This is a genomic window from Sphingobium xenophagum NBRC 107872 (assembly GCF_000367345.1).
GTDB lineage: Bacteria > Pseudomonadota > Alphaproteobacteria > Sphingomonadales > Sphingomonadaceae > Sphingobium > Sphingobium xenophagum.
On the sequence record NZ_BARE01000069.1, the window covers coordinates 1 to 13791 of the forward strand.

Annotated in this window: 9 protein-coding genes and 6 pseudogenes; 8 read left to right on the forward strand and 7 right to left on the reverse strand. The window is 50.9% G+C overall.

Annotation, left to right across the window (positions count from 1 at the left end; all coding sequences use genetic code 11):
- The 3 genes and pseudogenes from SX1_RS25080 to SX1_RS20315 form a co-directional block, all read right to left on the reverse strand.
- Window positions 1-329: pseudogene (locus SX1_RS25080) on the reverse strand (IS110 family transposase); the annotation flags it as partial.
- Window positions 330-658: 329 nt separating this feature from the next.
- A pseudogene (istB, locus tag SX1_RS23130) lies at window positions 659-1395 on the reverse strand (IS21-like element helper ATPase IstB).
- Between the two features lie 48 nt (window positions 1396-1443).
- Window positions 1444-1761 carry a hypothetical protein gene (locus SX1_RS20315; RefSeq protein ID WP_157410320.1) on the reverse strand — a complete coding sequence of 106 codons (318 nt, stop codon included), beginning with the start codon at window positions 1759-1761 and terminating at the stop codon, window positions 1444-1446.
- 34 nt (window positions 1762-1795) lie between these two features.
- Here SX1_RS20315 and SX1_RS20320 point away from each other — a divergent pair.
- Window positions 1796-2320 (forward strand): annotated as a pseudogene (locus tag SX1_RS20320) (IS5 family transposase); the annotation flags it as partial.
- A 42-nt stretch (window positions 2321-2362) separates the two neighbouring features.
- Window positions 2363-2825, forward strand: a pseudogene (locus tag SX1_RS24940) (transposase); the annotation flags it as partial.
- Here SX1_RS24940 and SX1_RS23970 read toward each other — a convergent pair.
- The 3 genes from SX1_RS23970 to SX1_RS24345 all read right to left on the reverse strand — a co-directional run bounded on the left by SX1_RS23970 (window position 2806) and on the right by SX1_RS24345 (window position 8288).
- Entirely contained in the window at window positions 2806-3921 is a 1116-nt protein-coding gene (locus tag SX1_RS23970; RefSeq protein ID WP_081610003.1) for a polysaccharide pyruvyl transferase family protein, read from the reverse strand. The pseudogene SX1_RS24940 and the gene SX1_RS23970 overlap by 20 nt on opposite strands.
- A gap of 168 nt (window positions 3922-4089) precedes the next feature.
- Entirely contained in the window at window positions 4090-6729 is a 2640-nt protein-coding gene (locus tag SX1_RS23975) for a glycosyltransferase (RefSeq protein WP_081610004.1), read from the reverse strand.
- On the reverse strand, window positions 6726-8288 hold the full coding sequence (locus SX1_RS24345; protein WP_157410322.1) for a DUF6212 domain-containing protein: 1563 nt from the start codon (window positions 8286-8288) through the stop codon (window positions 6726-6728). Before SX1_RS24345 ends, SX1_RS23975 begins: the two co-directional genes overlap by 4 nt.
- Window positions 8289-8456: 168 nt before the next feature.
- Here SX1_RS24345 and SX1_RS23595 point away from each other — a divergent pair, with 168 nt between their 5' ends.
- The 5 genes and pseudogenes from SX1_RS23595 to SX1_RS23145 all read left to right on the forward strand — a co-directional run.
- Window positions 8457-8891, forward strand: a complete 435-nt coding sequence (locus SX1_RS23595; protein ID WP_502685154.1) for a transposase — start codon at window positions 8457-8459, stop codon at window positions 8889-8891.
- Window positions 8892-9178: 287 nt separating this feature from the next.
- Window positions 9179-9876 (forward strand): annotated as a pseudogene (locus SX1_RS23980) (IS3 family transposase); the annotation flags it as partial.
- A gap of 151 nt (window positions 9877-10027) precedes the next feature.
- Window positions 10028-11290, forward strand: coding sequence for an IS21 family transposase (gene istA, locus SX1_RS20360; protein WP_019054565.1), 1263 nt, complete (start codon window positions 10028-10030; stop codon window positions 11288-11290).
- Window positions 11287-12147 (forward strand): IS21-like element helper ATPase IstB, encoded by an 861-nt coding sequence (istB, locus tag SX1_RS20365; protein ID WP_019054566.1) that lies wholly within the window; start codon window positions 11287-11289, stop codon window positions 12145-12147. The genes istA and istB (SX1_RS20365) overlap by 4 nt, the downstream gene beginning before the upstream one ends.
- A gap of 78 nt (window positions 12148-12225) precedes the next feature.
- Window positions 12226-12702, forward strand: a pseudogene (locus SX1_RS23145) (integrase core domain-containing protein); the annotation flags it as partial.
- Here SX1_RS23145 and SX1_RS25085 read toward each other — a convergent pair.
- The gene (locus SX1_RS25085; RefSeq protein WP_370670743.1) at window positions 12699-13181 is read right to left on the reverse strand and encodes an IS110 family transposase; all 483 of its coding nucleotides are present in this window, start codon (window positions 13179-13181) and stop codon (window positions 12699-12701) included. The pseudogene SX1_RS23145 and the gene SX1_RS25085 overlap by 4 nt on opposite strands.
- Window positions 13182-13263: 82 nt before the next feature.
- Between SX1_RS25085 and SX1_RS24355 the strand changes: the two genes are divergently transcribed.
- A partial coding sequence (locus tag SX1_RS24355) for a hypothetical protein (protein WP_157410326.1) occupies window positions 13264-13791 on the forward strand: 528 nt, incomplete at its 3' end.

Here is a 13791-nt window from a genome sequence, read left to right on the forward strand (position 1 = left end):
GATCGTGAAATAGGCTCGACCAGTTCGGCACGCACTGACAGCAAGGAGGCAATGGCCTCGACAAGGCCTGGGATATAAGCGGCCTGCATGGTCCGTTGGAGGAATGCCTTTCCCTGCCAGGTGCTGGGGCGATAGCCAAACGTGGCACAGAGGCCGCGAATCATGTTGTCGAGCGGGATACGCGCCTCGACCAGGTCACCACGCGCGATGATCACACTGCGCACGCCATGCGCTGCTAGTGATTTGACGTGCACATCCTTGTAGAACCCAGTCCGTGCCAGTTGGGCGAGCCCGGCGGCATCGTGCGGGTCGGCTTTGTTCGCTTTCATAGCCTTCAGGCTCTGTTGCGCTTGTCGAGCATCGATGCATACCACCGGTATCCCAGTTCCCGAAAGGCCAACGCAGATCGCCGGCGGATCACCGCTCGCTCGATTGGACCGTAGCGCTTCAGCAGCGTAACGATCGCCTCCGGAGTGCTCTCGACCTTTTCAAACACGAGCTACCGACCATTTTCATCAACCATGCCGACCTGCGTGCGAATTCCGATGATGCCGCCCGTCTGTACCGATATGATCTCGCCCGTTGTTCCGGGATGATCTCGCCCACCTGAGGGACGTTTGGTCGACGTCGCTGGGTTGGCATTTTTTGGGTGTAGCGGTTAAGCCGGGAGTGTTGGCTGAGCGTGCCGCATGGACTCCCTTTCAAGTTCGATACAATGTGCATTGTGAACGAGGCGATCCAGGATGGCATGAGCATAGCTATTGTCACCGATGGCGTGATGTCAGGCAGACACTGGAATTTGGCTGGTCACGACGGTGGAGCGGCCATAGCGATCTTCGAGGATATCGAGTAGATCGTGGCGAGCTTGGGCGTCGATGGGCTGAAGACCCCAGTCGTCCAAGATCGGCAGTTCGATCTGGCCTGGGCTTTTAAGCTTGCGGGCGATGCGCCGGTCACCGCGCGCCAGCGCAAGGTCTTCCAACAGGCGAGGGAAGCGGGCGTAGACGACCGAGCGGTTGTCCCGGCAAGCCTTGTGTCCGATGGTGCAGGCCAACCAACTTTTGTCGATGCCGGTTGGACCGCACAGCGCCAGATTGTCGTGGGCATCGATCCAGTCACCCTGGAACAGGGTCATGAGGAGGTGTCGATCCAGGCCGCGCGCATTGCGATAGTCGACATCTTCTGGCGTGGCCTGGTGACGCAGCCTGGCGAGGCGAAACGGGCAATAAGGCGCTTGTCATAGCGATGCGTCATTTCCCGATCGAGCAGCAGGCCGAGCCATTCGGCATGGTTCAGCGTCGCGCTGTCACCATGTTTGTCGAGTTCGCTAAACGCCTTGGCCATGCCGTACAGGACCAGCGTGTTGGGTTGATCAGGGGTAGGATGGGTGAGCACAGCTGTCTCCTACTGTGGTAATAGGTTGATCCACGGATATTCGAGTGATTAATTGCGCCCTCGCCGACGCTTTGCGGTGCACGCAAACGGCTGTCCGTCGAGCTTCTTTTCCAGAATGGATTTGACCGACCCGTAATTGCGCGCGCCGATCTCAAGCGTCCACAATGGCGCGGCGTCGATCCAAGCCGCGCCATAAAGCCGCGTCAGGCGCAAGATGCCCAGGCACGAGCGATAACCCTGCTCGGGATGAGGACGGTCGTGCAGGATCATCGCGCACAACAACTGTACCGATGGTCCCAGTTTCCGGGCTTCCGCGACACTGCGCTCTATTGTCCAGTCGCCGTAGCGACGATGGCTCGAGGGCATATGATCGTTGATAGTGGTAGGTCGACCATTGCCCGAACCACGCGAACGCAAGGCGGTGATGATCGATGCGACCTATCTCAAACCTGTCGGAGGGCCCCACCGCACAGCCTCGAGCCTTGCAGCAAAAAAAAGGGCCAAGGGAAGCCTGATCGGACGCTCGACAGGCGGCATGAACACCAAGCTCCATGCCGTTACCGATGCGAACGACCGTCCAAACAGTTTCTTCATGACCGCAGGGCAGGTCAGAGATCATATCTGTGCCGCCGGCCTGTTGGACGAACTTCCCAAAGCCCAATCGCTGCTCGCTAATCGTGGCTACGATACCGACTGGTTCCGTGATGCTTTGCAGGAAAAGGGCATCACCCCCTGCATCCCCGTTCGCAAATCCCGAAACAAGGCCGCCAAATACGACACAAGCCGCCACAACCGGCGCAACCACATCGAGATCCTGTTCGTCCGCCTCAAGGACTGGCGACGGGTCGCGACGCGCTACGACCGGCGCCCCAACGCCTTCTTCTCGGCCATCGCCCTCGCTGCCACCGTCATCTTCTGGCTTTGATCAGTGAGTGCTGAGCCTAGGGGCTCAGACCATCGGTAAAAGGAGGATCGAGATCATTGTATCGGTCGCTCCCGAGGCGGACTCACAACCAAAATCGATGCAGTCGTCGACGGGTAAGGCTTCTCAATCCGACTCACCCTGACCGCCGGGCAGAGCCATGATGTTCAAGCTGCTGACGAACTGCTCTACCGTGTTGGGGCTGGAACAATCGTACCGCTGATAAAGCTTGCGATGCGGGCCGAATCCAGCGCCACTCTCCGCGAGAGGGAAGCGATTGCCAATATCCCGTCTAAAGTAAAACTTTACTTCAGCACATGACTCTATTGCAAGCGGAAGCTGATCAAGCAATTCTTCTCCAAGCTGAGCAACTCCGCCATATTATCACCCGCTGCGACAAGCTGGCCAAAACTTCCTCGCCACGGTCCAACTCACTTCAATACGCCTGCAGCTGCATATTTACGAGTCTATAGCCAAACAATCAAATTCTATATCAATTTATGTTTAAATCCATTTTCCTCATAAAAATATTTAATCTCACTATAGCATTTATTTATACTTGAATTAGTAACATCCCAGTCATGATTGATTATCTGAAACGATGGGTCAATAAATTCATGGCAAACGTCTTGGCATGGCAATCTATAAATTTCACAAAATTCAACTAATCTTGAGTCGTATGTATAATAATAAGCCGGATACCCCTGTAAAAGTGCGACCATATTTCCATGAAAACGAAAACCTATTATCGCGTCTAAATCACGGGCTTTGGCGAGCCATTCTTCGATACTTTTTACACTGACCATCCTTGATAAAAGATCATACGGCGTTAACAATCCATAGTTGCCTATTACTTTTAAAACGGCATTAGCCTTTTCCAATCTTTCGTTAAATGATAGAGTGCGATCTGCGATATCATACTCATGCGGAACGCCCTGCTCAAACAATGCAATATTGGAAGCGTTCCGCAGTGCCCAGCTAATCGACAACCCATGCATCAAGCGCGCGCTCTTCGGATCATGGCAGAAAATGTTCTGTGTAAGGCCAGTATGAAGAGAAATTCCTATTGAGCGTTCCGGGCGAGACAGCATGGGAGAGAGCGAAATTGAAGGACAAGAAAGATTATAGAACAAAGAAGGACATCCCGTAACGCGAATATCCTTGCCTCCTAGTCTTTCAACAACAGCAGCTGTGAAATTACCGCGAACAGATATACTTTTTCCTTTTTCCGATAATCGGGCAATAAAATTTCGCGCTTCAACATTATCATCTAAAAATTTCACGTCTTTTGTGGGATTTTGCGCACCCAGCCCAATTATCGCCGTAGAAGAGTCTATACTATCTAAAGTTTTATTTGCTGCAAAAAAATCAAAATTATTGTGTAAATATGTCGATCCCCGCACTAGTGCGTTATCTATATCTTGTTTAACAATTTCTCCGAAATCAACTCTCGTGACTTTTTCTATTTCCAGCTGACGGATAACTGAAGAGCATACAAGCATATCACCGTAGTTTGGTTTCCAACTAGAAGTCCGCATGTCAGGCCAACTAGTAGTATTATTATTGGAAACATGATTAAAATGGATCAATGCTGTAATACTCATACAAAGTCCTTATAGATCATCAAACTTAATCGCAAGGCTATATAACAAATAGATATCGCATAATCGTAAGAAAAATTGTCTTTATAAAAGTTAAAATTCACCATCATAATAATATTTTTATTTATTTCACTTCATAAATGAAAATAATTTCAATTAGATAATGTTTCTTTAAATTTTATTCCTATTACTAACAAGATAATCCAAACGGTCTATTATTGTTCGGCACGATTCTGGCCAGTTCCGTGTGGCTTTTTCTGCAGCGTTGAGTGAAATTTTCTTTCGTAAGGAAACGTCATCATAAAGCTTGCTAAGGGCAGCGCTAGCTGAAGCGACAAAAGATCTTAGATCGACGTCTGGAATTAGTACGCCTGTTGTCCACTGCGCAATCGCCTCGGATACAGCACCCACGTCTGCAACAAGCGGTATCACCCCCAACCGTTGCGCTTCCAAGATTGTCAGTGGCAGTCCTTCCCAATGTGACGGCATAAATAAGACGTCTGCCCATTCAAAAAGGGCATTCAAGCTCGCTGGATCTGAAGCTGGCTCTTCTATATAGGCCGCTAGCTCAGCTAAATCTTGACTGCTATCGCCAATGACTGCACCGCCCACCAGTCTAAAATTAATATTAAGATCTGAATTTTTAATTTCATTTACAGTCGATAATAATCTATCAAGGCCTTTTTGACGATCAAATCTACCAATAAATAATACGTTCAAGTTATCTTTATTAAATTCTCGAATACTTGTTATTTCTTCTATTACTTCTTTCTCTATGTTATAGCCAGGAGCATTCGGAATTGTAATAATTTTATCTTTTGGAATTCCCATTGAATGGCAAAATTGTGAGAGCATATCTGAACAGGGTGCTAGAACATCATATACATGCTCATAACCAATTGTCAGGAAATTATGCCCCGCTTCTCGTTTCAGATTTGTTCTATCGTTTACGTGCATGGATGCGCAGACCACGACCCCGGCTCGTTTTAGCTTCGATACAATTGAGTGAAGGGCTGCGCTATGAAAATTAATAACGGCGTTCATGCCCAGCAATAGACCCTCTACGATACGTCCCTCATAACCTTGGCCCCAATTCGGGTAGCTCGTACCTAAATATTGGGTTTGCTGAGCCCATTGGTAAAGTTGATCATCATAGTAAAAAGAAATCGTTGTGAAAGCATTCGTCCATTCGCTGTCAATTTGCGCGTCATTGTTGAGCACGAGCAAATGGCAACGCCATCCTTCGTTCTTGAACTGCTCCGCGATTCGAAGCGCGACTTTTTCTACACCACCAAACGCAACGATCGGAAGCACGAATGCGATATCTCGCCCACCGTCGGGTGAAAGGGGTAAAAGAGGCCCACAAGACCATATATCGTTAATTAGGTTGGGAATGGCCTGATTTGGGGGAACAAAGCGGGATTTATGTGAACAAAAAATCTCACGATCTGCCAGCATTTTTGCGCGAGCCTGATGAAAGACGTCAAACCACTGATAGATTGCACTATCTGGAGAAAATACTGCACCTAGGTTTCTGGGTATTCCGATTTTTAAAATCGCCGTTTTTGGCGAAGGATTGTTCGAGAAAAGCGAGGCAATCCAGCTATCCTTCAGATCACTAGCGGCTTCACGTATCGTATCAAAACTAGAAGAAAACATGCGAAGATCAGCCGCAGAATCCGGCCAATATCCTTCGTGCATCGGAGAAATAGTAAGTGAGTTAATTTTTGAATGAACAAAAATTTCTATCGCCGCAAAATTCGGACCGTTATAACGGGACAAAACCGAATGCATCCACCAGAAAACATAGTGAGTAATTCGTAACTTATTTAATATCTCTAGCGTTCCCTCTGGACAAGAAACCAAAAACATAGGGATGTTACCGATCCATGGATCATAAACCGCGGCCATGAAGCGATTAACATAATCGGCAGTTGATAGACGTTCATTGGGTACGATCGGATCATTGAACGTTGTTATGCCATGACTGTTAATTACTGCGTACCTTGGAGCTTCAGTAGCTTCTCGCTCTATCAACGATCTAGGAGAAAGGAGGTTCTTGTGCTTTCGCCGCATGCCATCAAGTATACCCTGGCCCGTCCTGACACTTTCCGAAAGCATACTTTCTGGACGTTTGCGGTACTTAAATCCGAAATTACGAAGATGAACACCAATGAAGCCTTTATCAATGCACTGCCACCAGAACTCCCAATCTTCAAAGCCCTGCTTCATACTTTCGTCATAGCGGCAACCTGCTTCGAAAACGCGCACGCTTACCATTGAACCGGCTTCTGAAACATTATCATGAAGATGGCGGATTATCGAGTACGGGCCGCTATAGTCTGCGTGGACAACTTCTGAACCGAACATCACGACGTCTGGGTATACCCACCCAATTTTTTCATCGTGCTTCAATGCTTCATACGCTGAATCAAGCGTATAATTACTAATAAGATTATCCGAATCTAAAAAATAAAAAGCATCTACAGTGGAGAAATTTCCAATAACGAAATCGACGCCTGCATTTCGCGCTGCACTTAATCCCGAATTTTTTTGTCTGATACTGTACACTTTATTAGGGTACATGCGAGACAGCGCCTTACAAGCAGATCTTGTCTCAACATTCGGGCAGCCGTCATCTACAATAATTATACACGAGCTATAAACGTCATTTTGCTGCAATGCAGACTTAACGGCATCGATCAAAAAAACACTATGCCGGAATATCGGTACAATGACAGCGATATTTGGCTCCTGCCTCGTAATTGACAACGCCGACGACTCCTTCGAAATTCTGCTGATTTTGGTCATAGTGGTTTCGATGCTTTGCGGTTAGACAGCTTGCTTATCAAAATCGGATCCATCGGCGCTCGCTCCAGATTTCCATTGAGGCCGTCAACAGTATCAATCATTTCGGATTTCATTCCCAATACGCTTCTAACTAATTGATTCTGATCATTAATGCCATATTCAATCCCGCCCCACGTCGCCCACGCTGCCTCTGGACGGCTCGCCGGTGCGAGCCTCGTGGCAAGATAAAGGCGATCATCCCAATGCCAGGCTTGATTAACGATCAAAGTTAATCGAGCTGGGCTGTTCGGCTCAACGGCCTGCCATCCAGAAAAACTTCCTTTAATCGAATCATTTTGTGATAACTGACTGATCGCGTCATCATCTGATCGTGCTATTAACATTGCATATTCGACCGGATCGGCTTCAGGGTTTATAGTTCTTACGTCGGCAGATACCCAAGATGTTCCGACAGGCATTGCATCAGCCGAAACCGCAGCTACTACACCGCTTGCGGATGGATGCACCTCAAGTCTAGCGATGTCCGGCAGGTATCTGACACTGAGATTGTCTTCGGGGAACTGGGCGCGACGGAATTCAATTAGAGCTTGGGGGGGAAGGGCAACGATTTGAGGTTCGTGCGCTTCGGTTACCTCGCCCAGATCTTTAATCATTGGCGGCTGCATTCCGGGAAGTCCTGACCAGATTTTCATTGCAACGCTGCGAGCCGTCAACGCTTTATGGACCCCTTGCACTGCATAGGTTGGATGCCAATGTGCATTTGACAATCCAATGGCTGGAACGCGATCCATATCTTCCGTCGTAGTCCATTTACATGTTAAAATTACATCTTCTCGATCCAAAATATGCTGATCTAGAGAAAAACTATTCCATCCCTTTTTCAAATTGTCGAACGATATTTCTTTGCGTAATATGACTTTGTTTGATCCTGATAATCTTAGAATTAAAGAAAATATTCCAGAAATTCCTTTGTAATCTTTTTCGAAATAGATAGAAAGGCAATGTATTTTATTTGAAGACACAGGAAGAATCTGAGACAATTCATCGTCCATTTTGGACGGCCGCCAGTAATTCGATACTTTGCTAGTATCGTGTTGTATTATTAGAGAATTTAGCCCATTAGACGATATAAAATTTTCGACGTTCGAAAAATTCATTTGCATTTGATCGTAATTTTGCCTAAGAATATAATTCTGTGTTACTACATCATTGAAATATTCACGGAATTCATTTGTTTCTTGGTGTAGTACAGAAATGATCCAATCGGCAATTTTTTTCTCGCCCTTGTCTCCATCTATATTAGCAGAGAAAATTGGTAATTTCACAGGAACATTCTGTGACCACCATTCTTGAATTTGAGAAGAAATTGTCGTGGTTTGCAAATCCGATATAATACCGAGACAACGCACGTCAGGTTTCGTTATTTTCAGTAAATTTCCATCTTTCTCACGAAAAACCGGGTAATCATCTTCAAATTTCTCAAATACTAAGAAATTGAGAAGTGGATAAAGTTTAGCGAGAGCTAAGGCGCAATCTTGATTCAAGCAGAGCAAGAACATTAAATTCCCCAAAAGTGTTGTAATTTAGATTGACGATATGAAAATCAACCCAAGATTGCAAGTTTGGCCGCTCCTATAACATAGCCAGGAGTAGGCTATTTTCGGGAAATTTGATGGCCATTTGGACACCGACGAAAACTCTGACGGATTTGGCTCGTTCGAGAATCATTGAGAGGATCGCGATTAGAGGCGGCCTGGCAATGGGTCCGAAGTCTCTTTTCGCCCGGATCGCGTCTTAAGCTGCTAAGCCGCCATGGCGATCCCATGAAGATTCGCGAACGGATCGTCGATTTTGAGCGTTTCCCGGTGTGGCTGGTCGAGGGACTGGATTATGGCGCTGGAACAAGGGGCGGTCGTCCGCCGTTTTATCCTGTCTCAATTTTCAAGATTCCGATCGTGCAGGCCCAGCATAATCTGTCAGATGCACGGTTGGAGTATATGATCCGGGCCCGGCTGAGTTATGCCGCAAAGCTTCTTACGCTGTCGAACATCCGCAGATCCGATGCGAACGCCATGATCGCACCGGCCGTCACTGGTCCAACGTCGGGACCGTGCAAAGGCGGCGAAGCTCTGCGTTGCCCGCCATGGTCTCCCGCAATCTGAACGCCAGTCATCAATATTCGCTGTCAGGGTATCGATATGCTTGAGGTAGAGGGCTACGATCTCCCGGATACTGGGAGGGACATCAACGTCGTCGGCCATAGCCGTACGAATTTCCTTCAGATGAGGAAGTCCTTGAGGGAAAACCAGGCCGAACTCAGCGAAGTGTCCTTGTAAGGCGTTGATAGTCTGTGTTCGCTGACTCACAAAACATTAGTGGGTGTGACTGATCTGCCCCCCGCTGAGTGGCGCAGGGACTATGATAGTCTGGACCACGAAAGGGATGACGAATGCCGAGCAAGAAACACAAGGCGGAAGAGATTATCGGCAAGCTGCGTGAAGTTGAGATCGTTCTGGCGCAGGGGGCATCGACTGCCGAAGCGTGCCGCCGGATCGCGGTTCGCGAACAGATCTATTACCGCTGGCGCAAGGAATATGGCGGCCTGAAGACCGATCAGACACGGCGGATGAAGGATCTGGAGAAGGAGAACCTGCGTCTACGCCGGGCGATCTCCGACCTGACATTGGACAAGCTGATTTTGCAGGAGGCTGCACGGGGAAACTTTTGAACCCTGCGCGGCGGCGACGCTGTATTGACCATTTGCGACGGGAGCTTCCGGTGTCCGAGCGACGGATCTGCCGGGTGCTGGGCCAGCATCGATCGACGCAGCGCAAGATACCGCGCGGGGCGGATGGCGAACAGGCGCTCACGGAGGATATCATCGCGTTGGCAAAGCAATATGGTCGCTACGGCTATCGCCGGGTGACGGCATTGTTGTGCCATGCAGGGTGGATGGTGAACCATAAACGGGTCGAGCGGATCTGACGGCGCGAGGGCCTCAAAGTCCCACAGCGCCAGCCAAAGCGCGGGCGCCTGCGGCTCAATGATGGATCGTGCCTCCGCTTGCGGCCGCAATATCCCGGGCATGTGTGGGCCTACGACTTCGTCGAAAGTCGGACGCATGATGGTCGCAAGTTCCGCATCCTGCTGTCATCGGTCGTGCAATTCTCCGCAAAAGTGGGCTTTGAAAATTCCCTAGTTGGTGGCCCCTTCATCTCATTCTGCCGGGGCTAGCCCCGGCAGAATGAGATGAGCCGACATTGTCCTCATCTCCTTTGCAGACGCGGAGACGGGGCCGATGATCCGACTTGGAGAATTGATGATGATCCTCGAACTACATCGACAGGGCGTATCGATATCCGCCATTGCCCGACGCACTGGTCGCGACCCCAAGACCATCCGCAAATATATCGAGCGGGGCATCGAGGCCCCGGTTTACGGCCCGCGTATGTTGGGGCGGCCGAATAAGCTGGCACCCTATCTGGAATTTCTGCGCGAGCGGGTGACGGCCTTTCCCGATCTGACGGCGGCGCGCCTGACACGTGAAATCCGTGAGTTGGGCTATATGGGCGCCTATACTGCGGTGAAGCGATTCCTGGCAGCGATCCGTCCGGAAAACGGCCCTAAGGCCTTTGAGGTTCGGTTCGAGACGACGCCTGGCGTGCAGGCACAGGTCGACTTTGCCCGGTTCGTCGTCGAATTTACCGATGAGCCCGGCGTCAGCCGGATCGTCTGGCTGTTCAGTCTGGTGTTGGGGCATTCGCGCTTCCTGTTCGCGCGCTATGTCATGCACCAGGATCTCCAAACTCTGTTGCGCTGTCATATGCAGGCTTTTGAAACGATCGGCGGCGTCCCGATCGAGATTCTCTACGATCGCATGAAAACCGCCGTGACCGGGGAAGATGATCAGGGTCACATCATCTACAATCGATCATTGCTGGCCCTGGCGGGGCATTATCGCTTCGTACCACGCGCCTGTCGCCCCTATCGGGCCAAAACCAAGGGAAAGGTCGAGCGGCCGTTCAGCTACATCCGCAAGGACCTCTTCCTCGGGCGGAGCTTCCGCAACCTGGAAGATCTCAATGTCCAGCTGGTCAACTGGCTCGATACCGTCGCTAACGTCCGTGTTCACGGCACGACGCAGCGGATCATTATCGAAGCCTTTGCCGCCGAGCAGCCTGAGTTGCAATCGCTCCCAGCAGGGCGCTTCGATGCGGTTTTGAAGCTGGAGCGCCGCGTCAGCCACGACGGCATGGTCTCTGTCGGCGGCAACTATTACAGCGTTCCCGATCGCACCCGCCGCGTCGTCGAAATCCAGCAGTTGCCCGACAAGATCCGGATCATCGACCTGGGCAATGTCATTGCCGAGCATCCTGTCCTGGAGGGGCGCCGACAGTACAGGATCGATCCTGCGCATCGAACCGGAGGCAGCGGCGCCAAACGACGTCACCGTGGGAAAGAGGATATCGCCATTGGTCGTATCGGCGAGCATGTCGCTGTGCGCTCCCTGGCGATCTATCAGGCGATCGGCAGCCAACTGGCCCGAGGAGAACGGCCATGAGCCATGGGGGTGCCGCGTCTCGCGTTGATAATATCCGCCGCAGTCTGGTCCATCTCAAAATGCCGCGCGCCCTGGAAATGCTCGACGCCACCCTGCGCGGGATCGAGCAGGGCAAGATCGATGGCGTTGAGGCAATCGACATATTGCTGAACGAAGAACTGTCGCTGCGGGAGAACCGCAGGATCAAGGCGGCCCTGCGCATGGCCAGGCTGCCGATCATCAAGACGCTGGACGGATATGACTTCTCCTTCCAGCCATCGCTCGACCGCAACCGGATCCTGGCGCTGGCCAGCCTCGACTTCATCAACCGGGCCGAGGTCGTGCATCTGCTGGGACCGCCGGGCACCGGGAAAAGCCACATCGCGACCGCCCTCGCAGTCGAAGCCGTGAAGGCGGGCAAGAGCGTCTACTTCATCCCGCTCGCCGATCTGATCGCTGCGCTGGCCAAGGCTGAACGCGAAGGAACGTTGCGCGAAAGGATCCGCTTCCTATGCCGCTCCTCCCTGCTCGTCGTGGACGAGATCGGGTATCTCCCCGTCACGCCGGGAGGCGGCAACCTGTTCTTCCAGCTCGTCAACGCCCGATACGAAAAGGGCGCCATGATCCTGACATCCAACCGCGGCTTCGCCGAATGGGGTGATGTCTTTGGCGATCCCGTGGTGGCCACTGCGCTGCTCGACCGCCTGCTTCACCACGCTGTGGTCATCCAGATCGAGGGATCCAGCTATCGCATGCGACAGCACGCCGACTTGCTGCCTGAGCATGCGCGCGCCGCTCCCTCCATCAACCCACCGCCCTTGCCGAAACGGCGCGGTCGCCCGCCAGCAAAGGAAAAGCCCGATCTCCATCACGGCTGATCACCGGCACAAACCGTCCCGCCAAACTAGGGAATTTTAGATGCCCACTTTTGCGGAATCTTCGGTGCCCGTTGACACCTGACCATCATCGACGAGGCCAGCGGGGAATGCCTGGCGCTCATCGTGGCGCGGCAGTTCAGGCATGAGGACGGGCTGGCCGCCTTGGCGGACCTGTTCGTCAAGCGTGGCCCGCCAGCACATATACGGTCTGACAATGGCGCGGAGTTCATCGCCAATGCCGCCCGGAAATGGCTCGGCCAGATCGGCGTAAAGACGCTCTATACCGCGCCGGGATCACCATGGGAGAATGGCTATAACGAGAGCTTCAACGGGTCGCTGCGCGATGAACTGCTCAATGGCGAGATCTTCTACAGCCTCGCCGAGGCGAAAGTGCTGATCGAAGCGTGGCGGCGACATTACAACACCGTTCGTCCGCACAGCAGTCTGGGCTACCGACCGCCAGCCCCGGAAACGGCTTCACCGCCATATCCGGCCTCCGGTTCCGCCTCACCCCACCTCCATCCGGATATGGCGGCGGCGAGAATAATCCACTAACAATCAACACGGTCCACTCGGTGGGGGCAGGTCACGACAAGCCGCGGCCCTTGCTTGATCTCCGCGCTTTTGACTGCAACGAAATACAGGTTCGTACGCACTACTGCTTCGGCAATGACTGCTGCGTCTGCGGCGTCTTTCTTCTGTCTTGTCACGCACGGCTCTACATAGATCGGCGGGATCAGCCGAACTTTTTGACCTGCCGCGCTGGCAAACCGGCCCCCGAAGTGGCTCGTCGTGCAGGCTTCCATGGCGACGATGCAGCGAGGCGTCTCTCTGAGCAGTACCCTCAGTTTGAACCGGGAGATTGTCCGCTTATAGAATCGACTTTGCTCGGTCAGTCGCGCAGACTTGGAAGCTACGGTTTTGCCAGGTTGATCGACAGCATGTGTGCATGCGCCACATGCTCCTCCTTCATCCGTCGGCATGGCGCTACTGAGCATCATGCGATTCCCGATGAAGGGAGGTACCCAACGCATCAGTTCTGTAGCCTTCCTCTTTCAAAGGCTAAAGAACTGCGATATCATCGCAACTCACTGAATTCCAATCTAAGGAGCAGGCATGGCTGGTAAGGCAGCTATTATATTAGGACACAGCCATCTGTCATCCATAGTCTATCATTTAAATGATAGACCTGCAGAGCTTTATGAAGGTGAGCAATCCATTCAATATTACGTATTTGACACAATGAGGATGGGAGTTGATTTTCAGTTCTCCGTTAAAGATGATAATGGAAATTATATTTTAAATCCAGCCATTAGAGACATGGCAAAAGAAAAAATTCCTAGTCATCGCGATATAATTTATATTTCAATGTTTGGAGGAAACGCTCATAATGCGTTAACGCTTTTAGAGCATCCACATCCATTCGATTTCATAATTCCTGAAGATACAACTCTACCGATTGAAGAAAATTGTGAGGTTCTTACTATAGGATATATAGAAGAATTTATTTTGAAAATGAGCGAAATATACCGTCTAAACACTGCAAGTTTAAAATATTCAGTGAAAGAGCCTGTTTTTCATTTTGAGTCTCCGCCCCCTATTGGTTCTAATAAATTCATTTTAGACCATCTTGAGAACTGGTTT